At 71.0% G+C, this 22,254-nt stretch carries 19 protein-coding genes; 9 read left to right on the top strand and 10 right to left on the bottom strand.

Annotated elements, in window-relative coordinates:
• Nucleotides 1–124 precede the first annotated feature (124 nt).
• The gene (locus ACWCSV_RS09465; protein ID WP_451140175.1) at nt 125–1,348 is read right to left on the bottom strand and encodes an MFS transporter; all 1,224 of its coding nucleotides are present in this window, start codon (nt 1,346–1,348) and stop codon (nt 125–127) included.
• A 77-nt stretch (nt 1,349–1,425) separates the two neighbouring features.
• Nucleotides 1,426–1,878 (bottom strand): flavodoxin family protein, encoded by a 453-nt coding sequence (locus ACWCSV_RS09460; RefSeq protein WP_451140217.1) that lies wholly within the window; start codon nt 1,876–1,878, stop codon nt 1,426–1,428.
• Between the two features lie 207 nt (nt 1,879–2,085).
• Here ACWCSV_RS09460 and ACWCSV_RS09455 point away from each other — a divergent pair, with 207 nt between their 5' ends.
• Nucleotides 2,086–2,646: a hypothetical protein gene (locus ACWCSV_RS09455; RefSeq protein ID WP_451140173.1), complete on the top strand. Its 561-nt coding sequence runs from the start codon at nt 2,086–2,088 to the stop codon at nt 2,644–2,646.
• A 144-nt stretch (nt 2,647–2,790) separates the two neighbouring features.
• On the opposite strand, the gene ACWCSV_RS09450 is transcribed toward ACWCSV_RS09455, so the two are convergent.
• From ACWCSV_RS09450 to ACWCSV_RS09435, 4 genes are all read right to left on the bottom strand, one after another.
• A complete protein-coding gene (locus ACWCSV_RS09450; RefSeq protein ID WP_451140171.1) occupies nt 2,791–3,528 on the bottom strand; it encodes a DUF4328 domain-containing protein in 738 nt (245 codons plus the stop codon).
• A gap of 109 nt (nt 3,529–3,637) precedes the next feature.
• Complete coding sequence (locus ACWCSV_RS09445; RefSeq protein WP_451140169.1) at nt 3,638–4,696, bottom strand: VWA domain-containing protein; 1,059 nt, start codon at nt 4,694–4,696, stop codon at nt 3,638–3,640.
• A 55-nt stretch (nt 4,697–4,751) separates the two neighbouring features.
• Nucleotides 4,752–5,558 (bottom strand): DUF5984 family protein, encoded by an 807-nt coding sequence (locus ACWCSV_RS09440; RefSeq protein WP_451140167.1) that lies wholly within the window; start codon nt 5,556–5,558, stop codon nt 4,752–4,754.
• Nucleotides 5,559–5,685: 127 nt separating this feature from the next.
• Nucleotides 5,686–5,958: a hypothetical protein gene (locus tag ACWCSV_RS09435; protein ID WP_451140165.1), complete on the bottom strand. Its 273-nt coding sequence runs from the start codon at nt 5,956–5,958 to the stop codon at nt 5,686–5,688.
• Between the two features lie 346 nt (nt 5,959–6,304).
• Here ACWCSV_RS09435 and ACWCSV_RS09430 point away from each other — a divergent pair, with 346 nt between their 5' ends.
• On the top strand, nt 6,305–6,682 hold the full coding sequence (locus ACWCSV_RS09430; RefSeq protein ID WP_451140163.1) for a VOC family protein: 378 nt from the start codon (nt 6,305–6,307) through the stop codon (nt 6,680–6,682).
• Between the two features lie 197 nt (nt 6,683–6,879).
• Nucleotides 6,880–8,853 carry a discoidin domain-containing protein gene (locus ACWCSV_RS09425; protein WP_451140161.1) on the top strand — a complete coding sequence of 658 codons (1,974 nt, stop codon included), beginning with the start codon at nt 6,880–6,882 and terminating at the stop codon, nt 8,851–8,853.
• Nucleotides 8,854–8,884: 31 nt separating this feature from the next.
• On the opposite strand, the gene ACWCSV_RS09420 is transcribed toward ACWCSV_RS09425, so the two are convergent.
• Complete coding sequence (locus tag ACWCSV_RS09420; RefSeq protein WP_451140159.1) at nt 8,885–9,913, bottom strand: LacI family DNA-binding transcriptional regulator; 1,029 nt, start codon at nt 9,911–9,913, stop codon at nt 8,885–8,887.
• Nucleotides 9,914–10,053: 140 nt separating this feature from the next.
• On the opposite strand from ACWCSV_RS09420, the gene ACWCSV_RS09415 reads away from it, so the two are divergent.
• From ACWCSV_RS09415 to ACWCSV_RS09395, 5 genes are all read left to right on the top strand, one after another.
• Nucleotides 10,054–11,355 carry an ABC transporter substrate-binding protein gene (locus ACWCSV_RS09415; RefSeq protein WP_451140157.1) on the top strand — a complete coding sequence of 434 codons (1,302 nt, stop codon included), beginning with the start codon at nt 10,054–10,056 and terminating at the stop codon, nt 11,353–11,355.
• Between the two features lie 33 nt (nt 11,356–11,388).
• The gene (locus ACWCSV_RS09410; RefSeq protein ID WP_451140155.1) at nt 11,389–12,339 is read left to right on the top strand and encodes a carbohydrate ABC transporter permease; all 951 of its coding nucleotides are present in this window, start codon (nt 11,389–11,391) and stop codon (nt 12,337–12,339) included.
• Nucleotides 12,336–13,157 (top strand): carbohydrate ABC transporter permease, encoded by an 822-nt coding sequence (locus ACWCSV_RS09405; RefSeq protein WP_451140153.1) that lies wholly within the window; start codon nt 12,336–12,338, stop codon nt 13,155–13,157. The genes ACWCSV_RS09410 and ACWCSV_RS09405 overlap by 4 nt, the downstream gene beginning before the upstream one ends.
• On the top strand, nt 13,154–15,553 hold the full coding sequence (locus tag ACWCSV_RS09400) for a beta-xylosidase/alpha-l-arabinosidase (protein ID WP_451140151.1): 2,400 nt from the start codon (nt 13,154–13,156) through the stop codon (nt 15,551–15,553). Before ACWCSV_RS09405 ends, ACWCSV_RS09400 begins: the two co-directional genes overlap by 4 nt.
• Before the next feature lie 131 nt (nt 15,554–15,684).
• Nucleotides 15,685–15,888 carry a hypothetical protein gene (locus ACWCSV_RS09395; RefSeq protein ID WP_451140149.1) on the top strand — a complete coding sequence of 68 codons (204 nt, stop codon included), beginning with the start codon at nt 15,685–15,687 and terminating at the stop codon, nt 15,886–15,888.
• A gap of 142 nt (nt 15,889–16,030) precedes the next feature.
• On the opposite strand, the gene ACWCSV_RS09390 is transcribed toward ACWCSV_RS09395, so the two are convergent.
• Nucleotides 16,031–17,455, bottom strand: a complete 1,425-nt coding sequence (locus ACWCSV_RS09390) for an endo-1,4-beta-xylanase (protein ID WP_451140147.1) — start codon at nt 17,453–17,455, stop codon at nt 16,031–16,033.
• Nucleotides 17,456–17,654: 199 nt separating this feature from the next.
• Nucleotides 17,655–18,746 (bottom strand): endo-1,4-beta-xylanase, encoded by a 1,092-nt coding sequence (locus ACWCSV_RS09385; RefSeq protein ID WP_451140145.1) that lies wholly within the window; start codon nt 18,744–18,746, stop codon nt 17,655–17,657.
• Between the two features lie 864 nt (nt 18,747–19,610).
• On the opposite strand from ACWCSV_RS09385, the gene ACWCSV_RS09380 reads away from it, so the two are divergent.
• A complete protein-coding gene (locus ACWCSV_RS09380) occupies nt 19,611–21,170 on the top strand; it encodes an exopolysaccharide biosynthesis polyprenyl glycosylphosphotransferase (RefSeq protein WP_451140143.1) in 1,560 nt (519 codons plus the stop codon).
• Nucleotides 21,171–21,239: 69 nt separating this feature from the next.
• On the opposite strand, the gene ACWCSV_RS09375 is transcribed toward ACWCSV_RS09380, so the two are convergent.
• On the bottom strand, nt 21,240–22,223 hold the full coding sequence (locus ACWCSV_RS09375; RefSeq protein ID WP_451140141.1) for a GDP-L-fucose synthase family protein: 984 nt from the start codon (nt 22,221–22,223) through the stop codon (nt 21,240–21,242).
• Nucleotides 22,224–22,254 lie beyond the last annotated feature (31 nt).

The following is a 22,254-nucleotide window of genomic DNA, read 5'->3' as shown; positions in this document are numbered from 1 at the left end:
CGCAGGGCCGCCCGTGGATCACCGGAACGGGTCGCGGGGCCGCCCGTGGATCACCGGAACGGGTCGCGGGGCCGCCCGTGGATCACCGGCACCGCGGCTCTCGACCACGAGCGGCGCGCCGGCTTCACACGGCGGCCTCCGCCGCGGCGGCTCGACGGGGCTGGAGCACTCCGGAGAGGAGGACGGTGACCACCCCGGCCAGCGGGACCACCAGCAGGCCGATCCGGAGACTCGTGGCGTCGGCGACCAGGCCGACGACCGGCGGGGAGACCAGGAAGCCCAGGCGCATGAGCCAGGAGACGATCGTCAGCCCGGACCCCGGCTTGAGGCCGGGGAGGCTGTCCGCCTCGTGCATGGCGGCGGGGACCAGGGTCGCCACCCCGAATCCCGCGGCGGCGAAGCCGAGAACGGTTCCGGGCAGCGTGGGTACGGCCAGTGCGAGGCCCATGCCGAGCGCGGCGATCAGGCCGCCGGTTCGGGCCACCGCCCGCTGGCCGAAGCGGTCCACGAGCCGGTCTCCGAAGATGCGGCCGACGAACTGGGCGCCGACCAGAGCGATGTAGCCGGTCGCGGCGAGCGTCGCCGAGGCGCGCAGGGAATCGGAGAGGTAGAGGGCGGCCCAGGAGTTGCCCGCGTCCTCCACGAGTGTGCCGGCGGTCGCGATGAGGACGAGGGCGGCCAGTACGTACGCGGTGCAGCGCCGGGCGGTGAACGACGGGCGGGCGGGCTCGGACGGAAGATCGTCGTGTGCGGGTTCGTTGTCCGGGCCGGGCAGGCAGTAGCGCAGTGCGAGGAGAGCGGCGGCGGCGAAGACGAGGCCCGACACGGTCAGGTGCTGCCCGCGCGTCAGGTCCAGTGCCATGGCCCCGGCGGCCATGAGGCCACCCGCGACGGCTCCGACCGACCAGATCGCGTGGAAGGAGTTGATGATGGACCGCCCGTACCGGCGCTGTACGCGCAGGCCGTGCGCGTTCTGCGCGACGTCCGTGATCGCGTCCATCGCTCCGGCCAGGAAGAGCGCCGCCGCGAACAGCGGTACGGCCCCCGCGAGGCCGGCGGCAAGAACGCCCGCGCCGGTCAGCAGCGTGCCGGCGACCGCGACGCGGGCCGAGCCGAACCTGCGGACGAGCGCTCCGGCCGCCGGACCGGCCACCAGGGCCCCGGTCGGGAACGCCGCCACGGCGAGGCCGTAGACGGCGTTGGTCATGCCGAGTTCGGCCTTGATCTGCGGATACCTCGGCAGGAGGTTGGCGAAGAGGGCCCCGTTGGTCAGGAACAGCACGGCGACGGCCGCACGTGCCCGCCGGTCTGCGGCGGGGAGGCGGACAGGTATGTCGTCGACAGTCATGGGACGACCCTAGCGCCGAAGCGTACGAACGTACACCTCACTGGTGGGCCGGCCCTGTCGCGAGCGGGGCCGGGGCGTCAGGGCATCAGGCCCGCGGCGACGGTCGCTCCCAGTTCCCAGCAGGCTTCCACGTCGGCCTTGGCCGGCTCCCCGGTGACCGTCACGGCGTCCGCCGCTCGCCGCCACCCCAGGCCCGTGGTGATCGCCTCGATCCCGCGCACGGCGCCGGTGACGTCGTTCCCGCCGTGCACCCAGTAGCCGAAGGGCCGGCCGCGCGTGGCGTCCAGGCACGGGTAGTAGATCTGGTCGAAGAAGTGCTTGAGGGCGCCGGACATGTACCCGAGGTTCGCCGGGGTGCCGAGCAGGACACCATCGGCGGCGAGGACGTCGGACGCGGTCGCGGAGAGGGCCGCGCGCCGTACGACGCGGACGTCCTCGATGCCGTCGGCCGACGCCCCGGAGACGACGGCCTCGAAGAGCGCCTGGCAGTTCGGCGACGGCGTGTGATGAACGATCAGCAGGGTGGCCACAGCCACGAACCCTGCCTTCCGCGCCCCTCCGGCGGCAAGCGGGGCGCGCCGCCGCCACGGTCCGCGACGCGCCGCCCCGCACGGCCCGCGTACGCGCGCGCCCCGCCCGGCCCGCGTACGCCTCCCCCCGCCCCGCCCCGCCCGGCCACCGAAGACACGGCCCCGAAGGGCCGCCGGATCGGGCGCCCCGAAACCTACGCTGGCCGCATGGCCCACGACAGCACCGGGGGACGCCGACCGCGCCCGGCCGACACCGCAGGGGGCGCGGCGGGCAAGGGCGCGGAGCAGCCCGCCGACCGGCTCACCTGGCTCAAGGAACGGCTGTACGCGACCATCACCATGATCTCCGTGGTGATCGGCCTGTCGGCCGCCGAGCACCCCTCCCCGACCGGGGCGGCGGCCAGTGTGGCGGCCGCCGCCATCGGCCTCTGGCTGGCGACGCTCGTCGCCGACGAGCAGGCCCACCGCACGGTGCACGGCCGCATCGCCACGCGTGCCGAGCTGCGCCGGATGCTGTGGGTCAGCAGCCCGCTGCTGCTCTCCGCCGTCGGCCCGCTGATCCTGATCGGCGCCGCCGCTCTGGATGTGATGTACCTGGAGACCGCGTTGTTCGCGGCGGCCGGGGTCAGCGTGGCCGGTCTGTTCGGCTGGGGCTGGTACGGCGGAGTCCGGCTCGGCAACGGCACCGCGGTCGCCCTGCTGGCCGGTGCGCTCGACGCCGCGATCGGGCTGGCCGTCGCCCTGGTCAAGGCCGCCGCCGGCCACTGACGGCAGCCCTGGCCGAGAGCCTTGGCCGAGACCCTTGAACAGGCACCTTGGCCAGGACCCGAGGGAGGCCAGGACCCGAAGCCAGGACCCGAGGCCAGGACCCGAAGCCAGGACCCGTGAGCAGGCACCTCGGCCAACCCGTGGTCAGAGTGCCGGGGAGCCCGGCCGGACCGGGGCGGCGTGGACGGACTCCGGGGACGGCCGGCGGTGGAGAGCCGTCAGACGCACGGCGAAGTACACCGCGGCCGCGGCCGCGACGATGTCCAGGCCGTCGGACACCGCCGTCCGCAGGGCGGCGCTCCTGATCTCCGCGAGCGGTGCGTCGATGTCGTAGCCGCTCGCGAACCGCCCGGCGACGCCCGAGAGGACGAAGAGGCTCCACCACAGCCGCACCGGCCAGGAGGACGGGTACCGGGCCGGTTCGGAACCCAGGGTCCGGGTGGGGGCGTCCCACATCTGGAGCGCGATGCGGAAGGGCATCCACAGCGCCCCGACCGGAATGAACCACGAGCCGATCGCCCAGCCGGGGCCCCGTTCGAACGCGTCCTGCGCCAGGGCTCCGACGTACCGGCGCATCCGGAAGAACCAGGTGATGAAGACGACCACGCAGGCGAGGTACGCGACGGCCTGGAGCAGGCCGGCGACTCCGTAGAGACTGTCCGCCGCGTCGAAATCCTCGGCAGGGGTGACGGCGAAGTTCCTGTCGCCGCCGACCAGGCTCGCCACCCTCAGGTCGGCGAACACGGCGAAGAGGTCGGTGAGCGCCACCAGGCCCAGCAGTGCGACGACGGCCTTCAGCAGGCCCTCCGGGGCGGGCGGCGGCTGAGGCGGCAGGGCGCCCGGCCAGGCCGGCTGCTGAGCTGGTGCGACGAATTCGGACACGACAGGGTCCCCCCGGACGGATGAAAGAGAAGGTGGCCCGCATCGGGCGGGCAGAGGGAACGTACGCCCCTGCTGAGCGGAACGTCCATTCGATTCGGAGCGGAGTGGATCAGAGCATGATGAGGAGACGGGTGTCCGCCTTGAGCTTGCGGTTCACCGAGCGGCTCTGCACGTACACCTCCAGCTTGGGGTTGGTGCCCGCCTTCACGGAGACGGTCCCGCGGATGCCGGTCCCGAACAGCATGCTGCGCGCGGCGTCGCCCGTGTACGCGCGGTCGGTGTCCTTCTCGACCACGATGACCTCCTTGTCCGGCTGGACCTGCACCCGGGCACCCAACTGGTAGTAGCAGGCGCCGCGTTGGTACGAAACGCCCGGGTGCGAGTCGACGAAGGACCGGATCTCGATCTCCTGGTCGACCTTGAGGAGGCGGTACTTGTCCGCCGCGATCGGCTCCAGACTCGCCCGCACCTGGTCCACCGATATGTCCTGGCCCACGGCGAACAGGTTCTTCGTGCCCCGCACGCCCTGTTCGCGGCCCCGGAGGAAGCTGGTGGCGGCGGCGCGCACGGTGCCAATCGCCTCTTCGACACCCTCCTTGGAGTCGGCGTCCCAGATGGCGATGTTCCCGGCCGGGAAGCCGTAGTTCTGGGCCGTCCGCTTGGCGAGGGAGTTCGGTACGAGAATCGCGGAGGTCCAGTGCCCCGGAAGTCCGCCCATCTTCGCCGAGATCCTGTCGAGCCAGGGGCCGAGGACGGTCATGTCGCCGTCGTGCCGCCGGTCGCCGCCGGAGGCGTTCTCCTCGCCGTCCGTCACCACGATCTGGAGGAAGCTGTGCTCGCCGTACTCCTCCCAGATGTGGCCGAGGTCGTCCAGGGACTTCAGCGACGCCTCGATGAGCGCGGTGGCGCCGTTGTTGACCTTGTACAGGCCCCGCATGGACGGCAGATGTTTCACGTCCATGTCCCAGACCAGGTTCTCCACCTGGTGGTCGAAGGAGTAGAGGCTGATCCGGGTCTCGTGGCCGAGGCTGTCCGATTCGGCCTTCAGCCCCGCCACGAACTCGTCCACGACACGGACGAGCTGCCCCTGGTGCGGGCGCATCGAACCCGAGCAGTCCACGACCAGCGCGACGTGGTTCACCTTGTGCTGGATCCTGTTTCCGGACACGCTTCCACTCCCCCTTCGACGGCCCCCGAGTGGCTCCCCGAGTGACGTTCCAACCCTAGGAGGGGGCACTGACATCGAGGTGGGGGTGCGAGGTGAGGAGTGCGCGCACACCCCTCCGTACGGCCTCCCAGTCGGTGCCGGGTTCCCGGTCCCGTGCGCGCCGCAGCCAGGTCGCCCGGTCCGCGTGCTCACGGCGCAGCTGCTCCATGGCCCCGGAAGCAGCCGGCCCCGACGCGAACTCCGATATCGCGCGCACACGTTGCTCCATCACGGCGAACAGCGCCCGGTCCAGTTCGGTCACCGCCGCGAGGAACTCGCTCGTGCGCATGGTCACCCGGCCCGTCCGCGGAACCGCGAATCCGATCACGCCCTCGGGGTCCGCCCGCTGCTCCCAGGCGGCGATCACCACGTCGTCCCCGCCCGCGACGGTGCGGCAGAAACGCAGGGCCGGGGCGACACGCAGATAGCCGGTGTACAGGTAGCCCGCACCGTGCCAGCCGACCGCGGCCTCCGCCTCCGGCGTGTCGACCCACTCCCACCCCGGTGAGGGGTCGGCGGCGATGCCGGCCAGGTCGCCGGGCACCGGTTCCATCGCGTCGGAGACGATCGCGAGCAGGTCCTCCCAGAGCCGGGCGACGTAGTAGTCCACGTACGGATGCGGTGGAACTCCGTCCTTCCTCAACTCCGCGACGGTGCGGGCGGAGTAGCGCAGCACCTCGTGGCCGTCGAGATCGACGCAGTACCAGCCGTCGGTCAGTCCGAACCAGTGCCGTACGGGGCGCTCCTCGCCCCAGGGCGCCAACTCGTCCAGCGGGGTGAGTCCGAAGCGGAAGCGGATCGCGGGGGCGGCGGAGGTCGTCATCCGTCCAGCATCCCCGTCCGCTCGCCGGCTCCGCGCACGGGTCCGCCCGGTGGGCGCGAGCGCGCGCGGAGCCGCGCCCCGGCGGGCCGGTCCGGCCCCGCCGACGGCGCTGTGGGCCCGGCGGGCCTCAGGCGGCCCCTGTCAGCTTCCGGGCGGTGCCGCAGTGTGCCGTACGCGCGTGGCGCCACAGTTGTACGAGCGTCACGGCGAGCAGCACGGTGAACACCCCCAGGAGCACGGCCGCGATCGCCACCGGCCTGCCCCCCGTCGCCGCGGGGCCCTCCTCCTGGGTGAGCAGCCCGAGCAGGGACAGCAGGGCGCCCACCAGGTAGACGGAGCGCACCCGCCGCAACTGCCGCAGCGCGCGGGGGGCCAGAGCCACATGCCTCTTCGATGCCATGGACGGATCCTGCCCCGAACGTGGGCTCCCAGACGCGGTGTTGGACCGGAAGACCCGCAGGGGGTCACGGGGTGCCGAGCCGGTCCGCAGGGCGAGGTGGCAGGGACCGTGACGCCGGGGGCCTCGTGGGGTCGCGCTCCGTCCGGAGTCGCGTCGAGGTCGGCCAGGGTGTGGACGAACTCGCGTCCCGGCAAGCGGATTGGCCGGTCCGGGCGGGGGCACACGGTGTGCGGGCCGCCGGTGGCGCGCGGTACGCGATCCGCCGGCAGGGCCGTCGAGGAGCGTGCGCCGGCCCCCGGCGCCCGCATGTCCGTTCGTGTCCGTTCGCCGCAGAAGGGTTCCTCGCATGGCTGTGCGCAAATCCCTGGTCCTCGTGCTCGACAGCGCCGACCCGATGGAACTGGCCGAGTTCTACGCCGCCCTGCTGGGCGCCGAGTCCAGGCCGGGCCAGGGCAACGATTACGTGGAGGTCGTCGGGGAGGCGGGGGTGCATCTGGCGATCCGGCGGGATCTCGGGTACGCGCCGCCGAGCTGGCCCCGCCCGGACGACTCCCAGCAGGCCCATGTGCTGATCCGGGTCGAGCGCGAGGACATGGACGAGGCCGAGCGGGAGGCGATCGGCCTCGGCGCCACTCCGGTTGAGGCCAGGAACAACGGCGGGGTCCACGACACGCGGTACTACGCAGATCCGGCCGGGCACGGGTTCGCGCTGACCACCGTCTAGCGCGTGGCCCGCGTCCCGAAGCACCCTGGACGGAACCGCCGACTGGACACATTCGTGCAGGTCAGCGCCGCTTTCGGCGTGAAAGTGGGGGTGTCCGGGCTGTTCCCTGCGAGGGGGAGGCTGGGCTAAGGTCCCGTCCCGTCCGGTCGGAAAATCTCACCGGGCGCCCTCCGAAACCCGCACGGAGTTCCTTCCCCATGCCCAGAATCTCCAAGGCCGTCCTCGCCGCGACCGGTGTCCTGGTCGCCACCGCACTCGCCGGTCCCGGCGCGGCCGCTGCCCCGAGCCACGCCACCGGCCACGGCACCAGCGGCCACAGCCCGACCGCCGGAGCCGCCGGCACGGGCGCGCAGGTGTGGATCACCACGCCGGACGGCAGGCAGCGGCTGGCCGACGCCGGTACGGTCGCCTTCACCACCACGCCGAGCAGCGCCCCGACCGTGGTGGTCGACCCCAGCCGGACGTACCAGACGATGGCGGGCTTCGGCGCATCGATCACCGACTCCTCGGCGTCCGTGCTCTCCGGCCTGGCCCCGGAGGCACGCGACGCCGCCATGCGATCGCTCTTCGACTCCCGTACCGGGGACGGCCTGAACTACCTGCGTCAGCCCGTCGGCGCCTCCGACTTCACCGACGGCCCCGCGTACACGTACGACGACATGCCGGCGGGCCGGACGGACTACGGCCTCGCGCACTTCTCCGTCGCCCACGACAAGAAGCAGATCCTTCCGCTGCTGCGCCAGGCCGAGCGGATCAACCCCGGCATCAAGATCGTGGCGACTCCGTGGAGCCCGCCGGCGTGGATGAAGTCGGGCGGTTCCCTGGAGGGCGGGCGGCTGACCGACGACGCCCGCGTCTACCGCGCCTACGCGGCCTACCTGGTGAAGTTCGTCCAGGCCTACCGCGCGGAGGGCGTCGACATCGACACCCTCACGGTCCAGAACGAGCCGCAGAACCGGAACCCGAAGGGCTACCCCGGTACGGACATGCCGTCCTGGCAGGAGGCGAAGGTCATCGAGCAGCTCGGCCCGCTGCTCAAGAAGGCCAAGCTGAAGACGGAGATCCTCGCGTTCGACCACAACTGGTCGGAGCACCCGGACGACACCGTGGGCGCACCGGCGGACGAGGCGGCCGACACGGACGCCTACCCGCAGCAGTTGCTGGGCTCGTCGGCGGCGCGGTACGTCTCGGGCACCGCCTACCACTGCTACTACGGCGACCCGAGCGCGATGACCGCGCTGCACGACCGGTTCCCCGCGAAGGACATCTACTTCACCGAATGCTCGGGCAGTCAGTCGTCCGTCCCGGAGAGCACCTTCTCGGACACGCTCAAGTGGCACACCCGCAACCTGGTCATCGGCGCGACGCGCAACTGGGCGAAGACGGTCATCAACTGGAACGTCGCGCTCGATCCGGAGGGCGGCCCGCACGCGGGCGGCTGCACCGGGTGCACCGGTGTGCTGACGGTGGCGGACGACGGGACGGTCACCCGCAACGCCGAGTACTACACCCTCGGCAGCCTCTCCCGCTTCGTCGGCCAGGGTGCCGTGCGCATCGCCAGCACCTCCTTCGGCACCACCGGCTGGAACGGCCAGGTCGAGGACGTCGCCTTCCGGAACCCGGACGGCAGCACGGTGCTGGTCGCGCACAACGAGAGCGACGACCCGCAGACCTTCGCGATCCGTGAGGGCGACCGCTATCTGACGTACACGCTGCCCGGTGGCGCGCTCGCCGACTTCGTGTGGAAGCCGGGCCGTTCCTCGGGCACGGCCGGGAAGGCGGTGGACCCGGCCGGCTGGACCGCCACCACTTCCACGGCGGGCACGGCGACGGACGCCGTCGACGACGACGCCGCCACCCGCTTCTCCTCGGGCGCGGCGCAGGCCCCGGGCCAGTACCTCCAGGTCGACCTGGGCGGGAAGCGGCAGGCGGACCGGGTGGTCTTCGACACCGGCTCCTCCACCGGCGACTACCCGCGCGGCTGGACCGCGTCCGTGAGCACCGACGGGACGCACTGGACCGACGTGGTCACCGACGCCCCGGGCACCGGGCAGTTCACCACCGTCGAACTCCCGCACCGCCCGGTCCGGTACGTCCGGATGACGCTCACCGCCTCCGCGGCCAACTGGTGGAGCGTGGCGGACGTCCGCGCCTACACCGACGCCCGCTGACCGCGACCCCGCTCCCCCGTACGGCCGTCCCTCAAGCGCGAGGGGCGGCCGTACTGTTGCGTACGACCAGGCTGGTGGCGAGCTCCATCCGCGTGGTCATCGGGGCTTCGTCGCGCATCCGCAGCAGCATCTGGACCGCCTCCTCGGCCATCTGCCGCAGCGGCTGGTGGACGGTGGTGAGGGCAGGGCTGGACCAGCGGGCGATCGGCACGTCGTCGTACCCGACCACGGAGAGGTCGTGCGGGACGCGCAGTCCGCTGACCCGTGCCGCTTCGAGCACGCCGAGGGCCTGAAGATCGCTGCCGGCGAAGATCGCGGTGGGCGGTTCGGGCAGGGCGAGCAGTTCCATGGTCCGGTCGTAGCCGCCCTCGACGTGGAAGTCGCCGTAGAGCACCAGGTCGGAGGAGGCTTCCAGGCCTGCCATGCTCATCGCGGAGCGGTAGCCGTCCAGCCGGGCGAGGGAGCAGATCATGTCCTCGGGGCCGGTGATGATGCCGATCCGGCGGTGGCCCAGTTCGATGAGGTGGCGCGTCGCGGCGAGGCCGCCGCTCCAGTTCGCCGAGCCCACCGAGGGCACGTCCGGTTCGGGATCGCCGGCCGGGTCGATGATCACGAAGGGGATCGACCGGGACCGCAGCTGCTGCTTGAACTCCACCGGCAGTGCGGAGAAGACCAGCACCACGCCGAGCGGACGCCGCTGGAGCACCCCCTCGATCCACTCGGGGCTGGGTGAGTGGCGGGTGCCGCTCTCGGTGAGCACCACGCCCGCCCCATGGAGCTTGGCGACGTTCTCCACCCCTCTGATCAGCTCCATCGCCCAGATGCTGTCGAGCTCGTGGAAGACCAGCTCGATCAGCGGAGCCTCACGGGCGGACCGGGTCGTCCGCCGGTAGGAGTGCGTCTCCAACAGGCGTTCCACCTTGACGCGGGTCGGTGCCGCGACGTCCTGTCTGCCGTTGAGCACCTTCGAAACTGTCGAAATGGAGACGCCGGCCTGCTGGGCCACCTGGGCAAGGGTGATGCGGCCCACGTTCTCGTCATCGCGCATGGTGAGAAGCATAGGGCACGAACAATTGGCCAACAGAGATAACAAATCAGCAACTTGAGGCCCGAGGGTTGACCCCTCCAGCCGTCGAGCCCTAGCGTCCCGACGCATGAAGTTTCGGTAATGAAGCCGAAACATTTTCGAAAGGCGAGACCATGACGCGACGCAACCGGCTCCCACGGATCGCTGCCGTCGGCGGGCTGGCGCTGACCATGGCCCTGTCCCTCTCCGCGTGTGGAGGCAACGACTCCGCATCCGGCGGCGACAAGATCCACGTGCTGGTCTACGGGGACGCCACGAACAAGGTGGAGAAGCAGCTCGTCGCCACCTTCAACAAGACGTCGAAGGTCAAGGTGGTCCTGGACACCATCCCGGGGGCCGACTACCAGGCCAAGCTGCAGACGATCATCAACAGCAAGCAGGCGCCGGACGTCTTCTTCAACTGGGGCGGCGGCAGCATCAAGCCCTTCGTGGACGCCGGACTGCTCCTCCCGCTGGACGACTTCATCGCGAAGGACCCGGGACTCAAGGACAACTTCCTGCCGTCCGTGTTCAACAGCACCGTGGTGGACGGCAAGTCCTACGGCGTCCCGATGCGCGGTACGCAGCCGGTGCTGATGTTCAACAACAGCAAGGTGCTCAAGGAGAACGGACTCGCGGCCCCCAAGACCTGGGACGAGCTGCTGAACGCCGTGAAGGTCCTCAAGTCGAAGGGCGTCACCCCGATCGCCCTCGGCGGCGGTGACAAGTGGCCGACGCTGATGTGGTTCGAGTACCTCTTCGACCGCGTCGCCGGCCCGGAGCTCGTCCAGAGCGCGCTCAAGGGCGACAAGGACGTCTGGGCGAGCGCCGACGGCAAGGCCGCGCTCACCAAGCTCAAGGAACTCATCGACGCCGGTGCCTTCGGCACCAACTTCGACTCCGTGAAGTTCACCGACGGCGGCTCGCCCACGCTGCTCGCCACCGGCAAGGCGGCCTTCGAGCTGATGGGTTCGTGGGAGTACTCGACCCTGCAGGACTCCCAGCCGGACTTCGCCAAGTCGGACCTCGACTACAGCGCCTTCCCCAGCATCGACGGCGGCAAGGGCGCACCGACCGACATCGTCGGCAACACCAACAACTTCTACTCCGTGCTGAAGAAGACCAAGCACCCGGAGGAGGTCGCCGAGTTCCTGAAGCTCATGTACTCGGACCAGTTCGTGAAGGCGCAGCTCTCGATCGGCAACCTGCCGACGACAACCAACACCGAAGCGCAGCTGGACACCGCCGCCAACCCCGACTACGTGCACTTCCAGTACGACCTCGTCAAGAACGCGCCGTCCTTCCAGCTCTCCTGGGACCAGGCGTACCCGCAGACCGCCGGCACGGCCCTGTCGACCGCGGTGCAGCAGTTCTTCAACGGCGGGATCGACGTGGACGGCTTCATCAAGGCGATGCAGGGCCTGCCCACCTCCTGACCGCGCTCCATCATCCGACTGGGAACACCTCTCATGACCACAACTGCCACCGCGGTCTCCGCGGCCAGCAAAGGGGTCCAGCGGAGCGGCCGTCGACCCGGCCGCTCCCATGAAGGCGCCGGCCGCCCCGGCTTTGCCTGGGCGGCTCCGGCCGCCGTCTTCTTCGGCCTCTTCGCCCTCGTCCCGCTCCTCCTGGTCGTCGTCCTCTCCTTCGCGAGCTGGGACGGGCTCTCCGACCCGGAGTTCGCCGGTCTCGACAACTGGAAGAAGTTGTTCGACGACCCGATCATGATCAAGAGTCTCTGGCTCAGCCTGCTGCTCACCTTCCTCGGCGTCGTCGTGCAGACCCCGCTCTCCATCCTGCTGGGGGTGTGGGCCGCCGGACACCAGCGCAACCGGGCCGTGCTGTCCGCGATCTACTTCGTCCCGCTGCTGCTCTCCGCCACGGCCGTCTCCGTGCTGTGGCGCGCGGTGCTCGACCCCAACTTCGGTATGCCCGCGCACGCGAAGTGGCTGTTCGGCGACGGAAACCTGTTCGGCAACCAGAGCACCGCGATCGGGGTCCTGATCTTCGTCGGCACCTGGCAGTTCACCCCGCTGCACACGCTGATCTACCAGGGCGCGGCCCGTTCGGTGCCCCGGGTGCTCTACCAGGCCGCGGAGATCGACGGGGCGGGCCGGTACCGGCAGTTCTTCCACATCACCCTGCCGCAGCTGCGCAACAGCGTGGTCACCTCGATGATCCTCATGGTGGTCGGCGGTCTGACGACGTTCGACACCGTCCTCATCCTCACCCAGGGCGGGCCGGGCACGGACACCACGATCAGCGCCTATTACATGTACCAGAAGGCGTTCAAGACCTTCGACTACGGAACGGCCTCGGCCATCGGCGTGATGCTGGTCCTGGTCGCCACGGTCATCTCGCTGGTGATGGTGCGCCTCACGGGCTACGACAAGATGAACAGCACCATGGAGGGCATGTGAGCAGGCGCCGTCCCAATTTCCTCGCCGGCTTCGGCTCCACCGTCTGGCTCCTCGTCGTGGGGCTCCCGCTCTACGTGATGCTCGTCGCGACCTTCCAGAGCCGCGCCGACTACGGGTCCAACGGGCCGTTCGCGCTGCCCAAGCACTTCACGTTCGACAACTACGTCAACGACTTCAACAGCGGGTTCGGGCAGTACTTCCTGAACACCGTGATCGTCACGCTCTCCGTGGTGGCGATCGTGGTGCTGCTGGTCGCGCCTCTGTCGTACGCGATCGTCCGCAGCCGCAGCCGGATGACCAGCCTGGTGTTCCGGCTCTTCCTGCTTGGGCTCGCCATTCCCTCGCAGGCCGTGATCGTGCCCATGTTCTTCGCGATCAGCGAGGCGGGGCTCTACGACAACCTCATCGGCGTCATCCTGCCGACGGCCGCCTTCGCGATGCCGGTGTGCGCCCTCATCCTCACCGGCGTGATGCGCGACATCACCCCGGAGCTCTACGAGGCCATGACGATGGACGGCGCGACCCACCGGCGCGTCTTCTTCCAGCTGGTGCTGCCGCTCTCCAAGAGCGGGATCTCCACGATCGTCGTCTTCTCCGCCCTCCAGGCGTGGAACGGCTTCCTCTTCCCGCTCGTCCTGACGCAGTCCGCCGAGTCCAAGGTCGTCACCATGGGGCTCTACGACTTCCAGACCGAACACGGGGTCGACATGCCGGGGATGCTCGCGGCTGTCGTGATCTCCATGATCCCCATCCTGCTCGTATATCTGTTCGCCCGGCGAGCCCTGGTCCAGGGGCTGATGGGAGTCGGAGGAAAGTGACCGACCACGTGTCCGTACAGACCGAACCGGCCGAAGAGGTGACGCTCCCGCTGTGGCGGGACGCGTCCCGTACCCCGGCCGAGCGCGCCGATGCCCTGCTCCAGGAGATGACGCTGGAGGAGAAGATCGCCCAGCTCTTCGGAGTCTGGGTGGGCGCCTCCGACGAAGGGGCCGAAGTCGCCCCGCACCAGCACGACATGGAGGAGCCGCCGCCGCTGGCCGACCTGCTGCCCGAGGGACTGGGCCAGCTCACCCGGCCGTTCGGTACGGTCCCGGTCGACCCCGCCCTCGGCGCGCTCTCCCTGCTGCGCACCCAGAGCGCGATCACCGCCGCCAACCGCTTCGGCATCCCGGCCGTGGCCCACGAGGAGTGCCTCGCGGGATTCGCCGCCTACGGTGCGACCGCGTACCCCGTGCCGCTCTCCTGGGGCGCGACCTTCGACCCGGCGCTCATCGGCGAGATGGCGGGGGCGATCGGCCGCGACATGCGCTCGGTCGGTGTACATCAGGGGCTCGCCCCGGTGCTCGACGTGGTGCGCGACGCCCGTTGGGGGCGCGTGGAGGAGACCATCGGCGAGGACCCGTACCTTGTCGGCACGATCGCCACGGCCTACATCAAGGGCCTGGAGCAGGCCGGCATCGTCGCCACCCTGAAGCACTTCGCCGGGTACTCCGCCTCCCGCGCGGGCCGCAACCTGGCGCCGGTCGGCATGGGCTCGCGCGAGCGCGCCGACGTCATCCTGCCGCCGTTCGAGATGGCCGTGCGCGAGAGCGGTGTCCGCTCGGTGATGCACGCCTACACCGACACCGACGGCGTCCCGTCCGCCGCGGACAAGGAACTGCTGACCGGACTCCTCAGGGACACCTGGGGCTTCGACGGCACCGTGGTCGCCGACTACTTCGGCATCGCCTTCCTCAAGACCCTTCACGGTGTGGTCGGAACCTTCGGGGAAGCGGCCGTCGCCGCGCTCCTCGCCGGCGTCGACGTGGAGCTGCCGACCGTCAAGACGTTCGGTGAGCCGCTCCGCGCCGCCGTCGCCGAGGGGCTCGTCGAAGAGGCCGACATCGACCGCGCCGCCCGCCGGGTCCTCGTGCAGAAGGCGCAGCTCGGTCTGCTGGACGCCGGCTGGAACCCGGTGCCCGACGCGCTCGCCGGGGCCGAACTCACCCCGGCGACGCTGCGCGGCACGGTGGTCCTGGACAGCGACGCCAACCGCGCCCTGGCCCGCCGCATCGCCGAGCAGGCCATCGTGCTGCTCCGCAACGACGGCATCCTGCCGCTGAAGGGCGAGAACGCCCCCGCGCGCATCGCACTGATCGGCCCCAACGCCGACCTGCCCACCGCCGTGCTCGGCTGCTACTCCTTCCCCGTGCACGTCGGCAGCCAGCACCCGAACCTGCCCGCCGGCGTCGAACTGCCGACCCTGCGCCAGGCGTTGGTGGCGGAGTTCCCCGGCAGCGAGATCGTCACCGTGGCCGGCTGCGGCATCGACGACGACAGCACCGGCGGATTCCGCCAGGCACTGGCGGCCGCGCGCGACGCGGACGTCGTCATCACCGCACTCGGCGACCGGGCCGGCCTCTTCGGCCGGGGCACCAGCGGCGAGGGCTGCGACGCGGGCTCCCTCACCCTGCCGGGCGTGCAGGCACAGCTGCTCGACGCGCTCCTGGACACCGGCACCCCCGTGGTCGTCACCCTGCTGGCGGGCCGTCCGTACGCGCTCGGCCGCGCGGTGGACGAGGCCGCGGCCGTCGTGCAGACCTTCTTCCCGGGCGAGGAGGGCACCCGTGCCCTCGCCTCCGTGCTGAGCGGGCGGGTCGCCCCGTCCGGGCGGCTTCCCGTCAGCGTGCCGAAGAAGCCGGACGCGCAGCCGTCCACCTATCTCGCGGCCCGTCTGGGGCACGCGAACGAGGTCTCCAACATCGACCCGACGCCCGCGTTCGGTTTCGGCCACGGACTCACGTACACGACGTTCGAGTGGTCCGACCTCGCCGTCGCTGCGACCGGGATTCCCACGGACGGCCTGGCCGAACTGGAGTGCACGGTACGGAACACGGGTGACCGCGACGGCGTCGAGGTCGTCCAGCTCTACCTGCACGACCCGGTCGCCTCGGTCGTCCAGCCGGTACAGCGTCTGGCCGGTTACGTACGGGTCGAGCTCGCCGCGGGCGAGGCCGCCAGGGTGCGCGTGGGCGTCCCCGCCGACCTCGCCTCGTTCACCGGCCGCGACGGCGCACGCGTTGTGGAGCCGGGCGCGCTGGAGCTGCGGCTCAGCGCCTCCACCACAGACCCGCGCCTCACCGCCGAGGTGACGCTCACGGGCCCCGCACGGAAGGTGGACCACACCCGCCGGCTGCACGCCGAGTTCCAGGTGGAGACGCTCAAGGAGCGCTGACGGCCCCGAGCGGGCCCTGTGCGGCTGAACACCTGAACACCTCTGCGCCGGTGCCCGGCCGCCCGTACGACGGGTGGCCGGGCACCGGCATGTCCGGGGCAGGCGCGGTGGGGCGGTGAACCGGGGCCGCCTTGAGCGGTACGAGCGGTACGAGCGGTACGAGCGGTACGAGCGGTACGAGCGGTACGAGCGGTACGAGCGGCGGCGACGGCACCGAAGCGCCGGGGCCGGGCGGCCCTCCGCGGGGCGGGGCGCTCGACGACACCGCGCACGACGCCGGGCCGGCGTTCCCGGCCGCCCGCCGCGTCCCCCGCCGCCTGACGGCCGGTCCGTAGCCCCGGGCGGCATCCGGCCGGCAACGGCCGGACATCACCCGGCCGCCCACGCGAAGATGCCCGGCCGCCCCCTCTGGAACGGGCGACCGGGCATCCGTGCGTGGGCCTTGCGGCCGTCTTCGGCGTGCGCGTGCGGTGGTGGTCAGGACGCGGTGCAGACGCTCACGGTGGGGGCGGCGGTGTTGCCGTTCGCCTGCACGGTGAACCCGAAGCTGGTCGAAGCCCCGGCCGCCAGGCTGCCGTTGTAGCTGGGCGTGACCGTCATGACCTTGCCGGTGCTGTCCCAGGCGGTCGTGCCGTTCCAGACTCCGGTGGTCGTCTGGCTGGCGCCGAGGGTGACCTTGACGCTCCAGCCGGTGATCGCGGCGGAGCCCGCCTTGATGGTCACCTGGCCGTTGAAGCCGCCCTGCCAGGTCTGCGTCGCCGTGTAGGTGGCGGTGCAGGTCTTCGTGCCGGTGCCGGGGTCCGTGCCGCCGCCACCCGTACCGGGGTCGGTGGTGCCGCCGCCGGAGGTGCCGCCGAGGGCCGTCAGGACCGCGGTGTAGGCGGCCTTCTTGCCGTAGTTGTCGTCGAAGAGCAGCGGGGTGCCGCTGGCCCGCCACGAGTACTTGTCCGGGATGCCCCAGACGGTGATCCCGGTGCAGCGGGTCACGGCGAGGCAGGCCTTGACGACGTTGCCGTAGTTGGTGGCCTGGGCGGTGCCGGAGCCCTCGATGTCCAGCTCGGTGATCTGCACGTCGACGCCGAGGTCGGCGAAGCGCTGGAGGTTGGCCTGGTAGTCGGACGGGACGGGCGAGTTGCTGTTGAAGTGGCTCTGGAAGCCCACGCAGTCGATCGGGACGCCCCGCGCCTTGAAGTCCTTCACCATGTTGTAGACGGCGGTGGACTTCGCGTTCACGCCGTCGGTGTTGTAGTCGTTGTAGCAGAGCTTCGCGGCGGGATCGACGCTCCGGGCCGTCTTGAACGCCTCCTCGATGAAGCCGTCGCCCAGCTTGTCCTGGAAGGGCGAGGAGCGCCGCGCGCCGCTGCTGCCGTCCTGGAACGCCTCGTTGACCACGTCCCAGGCGTAGATCTTGCCCTTGTAGTGGGTCATCACCTGGGTGATGTGGTTGTTCATGGCGGTGCGCAGGTCGGCGGCGGCGAGGCCGCTCACCCAGCTCGGCAGCTGGGAGTGCCAGACGAGCGTGTGGCCCCGCACCTTCATGTTCTTGCTCTGTGCGTGGCTGACGATCGAGTCGGCGTTGGAGAAGTTGAAGGTGTTGCGGGTGCCTTCCACGGCATCCCACTTCATCTCGTTCTCCGGCGTCACCGCGTTGAACTCGGTGTCGAGCGTGGTCGCGTAGCCCGACTCACCGAGGTGGTTGGCGGCGACGGCCGTACCGAAGTAGCGCCCCGAGCCGGCGGCCGCGGCGCCGAGGGTGCTCCCGGCGGCCTGGGCGCTGCCGGAGAGCGCGACGACTCCGGTGACGGAGACGAGGCCCGCTCCGCCGAGGGCGAGGGCCCTGCGGGCGAAGGTGCGGAGCGGGGAGCGGTGTCGCCCGCCCGCGTCGGACACGTTGATGGTCATGACTGCTTCTCTCTTCCGTGGTCGGACAGGGAGGAACTGACCGCCGGGGGACGGCCACGATCAGGGGGCACGCGCGTTCACGCCATGCGCATGCCAAACATAGGGCGGGCCGGGGCGCCGGGCGCGTATCCCGCGCGACGGGCCGCGGGCCGGGCGGGCCGGTGCGACGGCATGGCGGCACCGGCCCGAGTACGTCGGGTCAGTGCCGGCCGGTGCGGTGCGCGGCGGCGCGGAGGCCGTCGGCGAGCGCGGTGTACGCGGGCTTGCGCACGAAGTTCTCGTCCATGATGTTCGCGGAGCCCTGGCCGGAGAACGTGTCCGGAACCCACGAGTACTTGTCGCTGAAGCCCCAGACGGTGAAGGACTTGCAGCCCCGGACGGCGATGCAGGCGTCGAGCAGCCTGCGGTAGTCCTGGGCCTGGCGCGCCTGCTTGGTGTCGTCCACCGGCAAGGTCATCCGCACGTCGATCTCGGTGAAGGCGGTCTGCAGGCCGAGGGCGTCGAACCGGGCCAGGTTGTCGCCGACGTCACCCGGGAAGCCGTACTGGATGTCCAAGTGGCCCTGGATTCCCAGGCCCTGGACCGGGATGCCCTGGGCGCGGAGCTTCTTGGCCAGGTCGTAGTAGGCGGTGGACTTGGCGTTCACGCCCTCGACGTTGTAGTCGTTCATGAAGAGCTTCGCCTTGGGGTCGGCCGCGTGGGCCCACTTGAAGGCGTCGGCGATGTAGGACGGGCCGAGCTTCTGCAGCCACAGGGAGTCCCGGTAGGTGCCGTCCTCGTCGAAGACCTCGTTGACGACGTCCCACTGGTAGATCTCGCCCTTGAAGTGACGGACCTCGTCGGTGATGTGCTTCTTCAGGATGGCGCGGAGCTCGTTCGTGTCGATCGAACCGTCCGAGACGCCCGAAGTGAGCCAGGCCGGCAGCTGGTTGTGCCAGACGAGCGTGTGGCCGCGCACCTCCTGGCCGTTCTTCTTCGCGAACGTGACCAGCTTGTCGGCCTGCGACCAGTCGTAGGTGCCGCGGGCCGGCTCGACGACCTCCCACTTCATGACGTTCTCCGCGGTCACCGAGCTGAACTCGGATGCCACGTCGGCCCGGTAGGGGGCGTCGGTGGCCAGTGCGCTGGTGTCGACCGCCGTTCCGACGAGCAGGTCCGGACGCTCTGCGAGGGTACGCAGCGTCGCCCCGTGCCCACCGTGACGGGCGGGGGCCGCCTGGGCGGCCGTACCGAGGGTCAGTGCGGCCACGGCACCGGTGGCGATGGCGAGGGCGAGTCGTCTGGACAGCATGGTGCAACTCCTCATAAGGGTGGGACCGGGGTGCGTCGCGCCGACCAGGACCCTGGTCCGACTCCCTGATCTTCCGAAACTCTCTCGACAAGAGACAGGTGGTGCTCCGCCCCTCTCGCCGGTTCGGGAGAGAGAACAACAGCCTGGACGTACCTGACCATTCAGGCACAAATAACCCCGACGGGGTTGCGTGCTGAGCCGTTCGTCGGCGCTGGAACAGATCCTGGGGCATGTATTGCCGCCGAAACAATGGCGCGTCACAAACGAAACATTTTCGTTCGAGATATCCTCGTCGAACAAGGCGATTCGACGACCCCGCACCCCGGAATCCGGACACGGACATCCCCCAGGCGGGCACGCCCGCCACACCCCCGCCACGCCCCGGCACCGCCACGCCGCGCCGCGCGGAGGCGGATCCGTCCGAACGACTCGGGGCCACCCCGGCCCGCCCGCCCCGGCCACCGGCACCGCAGGGCATCACGCGCCCCGCCCCGTCCACGACGGGTCACCACGCTGCGCCCCCGTGTGGCGTGGCTAACTTTTGTGCTTTCCGGCGGACTTGAATCACTCAGCTCCACACATACTGTGCGGGACAGGGCAGTTCACTTCGTCCATGTTGCGCCCGGTCGGTCCGGAGGCCGGATCGCGCACCCCTGCACATCCAGCCCAACAGCGCCTCGTGGAACCAGAGATCACCAATGGGCCGGGATCGCGGTGGAAGCCTCCGTTGTGTCTGAACTTCACGGGAACTCCAGCGAAATAGCACGTGTGTGGATATCGTGCACCAAGCGATGGCGCATCCGTCGGTCCCCTGGATCGGCGGGTGCGCCGCGTTTGAGGGATGCAACTGTGACTGGGGGGTTCATGGGGCATGTCGAAACACCCGAATCCGATATATCCGGGCCCGTGGGAGTGCGGCGTCTGCCACGCCCCCGCTCCACGGCGCCCGGGAACCGCACGACGGCCCTGGAACAGCTCTGGAGGGCCCCGACAGCACAGCGCGACCTGACCACCGGTCACGCAGAGCGTCCCGGCCGGCGTGCCGGCCGCTGGGGTACGCCCCTCACGGTCCTGACCGAGACCATGGGGATGGCCGTTCCCGCCTGGGCCGTCCTGTCCACGCGGGGGCAGCCGGTGGCCCTGCCCACCGCCGCGGTCGCGGCGCTCGCCTGGGCCGGGGTGCGGGCCGTGCGCGGGCGCCACACCGCCGGACCGGCGCGGGGCGGGACCGGAACGGCCGGGGTCCTCGGGGACTGGCTGGTCTTCGTCGGCCTGCTCGCCATCGCCTGGGCCGTGGCCGGCGACGCCGTCGACCCGACTTCCGCCCTGGTGGCCGCCGTGCCCGGCGCGGCGGTGGCGGTCGTGGTGACCTCGGCCGTCCGGCGCCGCGCCCGCGCCACGCACCGCCGTCCGGCCCTGCGGGTCCTCGTCGTCGGCGACGCGTCCGGCGTGGACACGGTGGCGGGCGCCCTCGACCCCCGTACGCAGAAGGAGGGTTACGCCGTCGTGGCGGCCGTGGCCGTGGGGGCGGCGGAGCCCGAGCACGAGCTGCCGCTGACCGGACGGCTCGGCGCCGACGGGACGGACGACGACGTCTCCACCGTGCTCGCCGGGGCGTACGCGTACGACGTGGACCTCGTCCTCGTGGCGCCCGGTCCGCTGCTCTGCGGCGACCGGCTGCGCCGGCTCGGCTGGGGGCTGCACGACGGTGGTATCGCGCTCTGCGTGCTCTCCGCGCTGACGGGTGTCACCACCGCCCGGGTCCGCCCCGCCTCGGTGGCCGGGATGACCTTGCTGCACGTCACTCCGCCGCTGCGGCGGGGGCCGCAGCCGGCGCTGAAGACGGTGCTGGACCGGTCGGGCGCGGTGTTCGGACTGGTGCTGCTGGCACCCCTGCTGCTGGCGGTGGCGCTGGGCGTGCGGCTCTCCTCGCGCGGTCCCGTCTTCCACCGGCAGATCCGGCACGGGCGGCACGACCGGCCGTTCACCATGTGGAAGTTCCGCACGATGGTGGTCGACGCCGAGTCCCGCAAGGCTGAGCTGACCGGGGCCAACGAGGTGGACGGACCGCTGTTCAAGATGCGCCGCGACCCGCGGGTGACCGCGATCGGCCGGGCTCTGCGGCGCACCTCGATCGACGAACTCCCGCAGCTCTTCAACGTGTTGCGGGGTGACATGTCCCTGGTAGGACCGCGTCCTCCGCTTCCCGAGGAGGCGGCCGGCTACGACGACCGCGAGCGGAGACGGCTCGCGGTGAAGCCCGGGCTGACCGGCCTGTGGCAGGTCAGCGGCCGGTCGGACCTCTCCTGGCAGGAGTCGGTCTCGCTGGATCTCTGGTACGTCGACAACTGGTCGGTCTCCACCGACGTGAACCTGCTGGCCCGTACGGTGCGCGCCGTCACCGACGGCCGCGGGGCCTACTGAGAGGCCTGAGTGGAGACCATGCGCGCAGTCCGGGTGCCCCGCGCACGGCAGGGCACCGGACTGTCCGGCTCACCCGAGAGCGGCTTCCCGGTCGCGCCACCAGGCGTAGGTCCCGGCGATGCCGTCCCGCAGCGAGATCTTCGGCGCGAAGCCGAGGGACGTCAGGCGCTCCACGTCCAGCAGCTTGCGGGGGGTACCGTCGGGCTTCGAGGTGTCCCAGGCGATCTCGCCCTGGTACTCCGTCACGTCTTTGACTGTCTCGGCGAGTTCGCGGATGGTGAGGTCGTCGCCGCAGCCGACGTTCACCGGCTCGTCGCCGTCGTACGAGGCGAGCAGGAGGGCGCAGGCCGCGGCCAGGTCGTCGACGTGCAGGAACTCGCGGCGGGGGGTGCCGGAGCCCCACAGGGTGACGGAGGGCGCCCCGTCCCGCTTCGCCTCGTGGAAGCGGCGGATCAGGGCGGGCAGGACGTGCGAGGTGGCCAGGTCGAAGTTGTCCCCGGGGCCGTAGAGATTGGTCGGCATGGCGCTGATGTACGAGGCGCCGTACTGCCTCCGGTACGACTGGGTCTGCACGATTCCGGCGATCTTGGCCAGCGCGTACGCCTCGTTGGTCGGCTCCAGGGGGCCGGTGAGCAGCGCGTCCTCGCTGATCGGCTGGGGGGCGTGCTTGGGGTAGATGCAGGAGGAGCCGAGGAACAGAAGCCGTTCGGTGCCCGCCGCGTGGGCGCCGGCGATCACGCTCAGCTGGATGCGGAGGTTGTCCTCCAGGAACTGCACCGGCCAGGTGCTGTTCGCCATGATCCCGCCCACCTTGGCGGCGGCCAGGACGACGGCGTCCGGCCGGACGTCCTTCAGGTACGCCTCGGTCCGCGCACTGTCGCGCAGGTCGAGGAGGTCGCGGCCGCGGGTGAGGACCTCATGGCCGTCCGCGGTCAGGCGGCGGACCACCGCCGAACCGACCAGTCCACGGTGACCGGCCACGAATATGCGTGCGCCGGGGCGCAGTAGAGGGCGATCGGATTCCTGGGGAAGGCCGGGGAGATCAGTCGTCATGGCTCGGATTGTGCCAGCAGGAGCCCGGCAC

Source organism: Streptomyces sp. NPDC001770, assembly GCF_053596135.1.
Note: the sequence above shows the minus strand (reverse complement) of the source record. Positions and strands in the feature narration are given on the sequence as shown.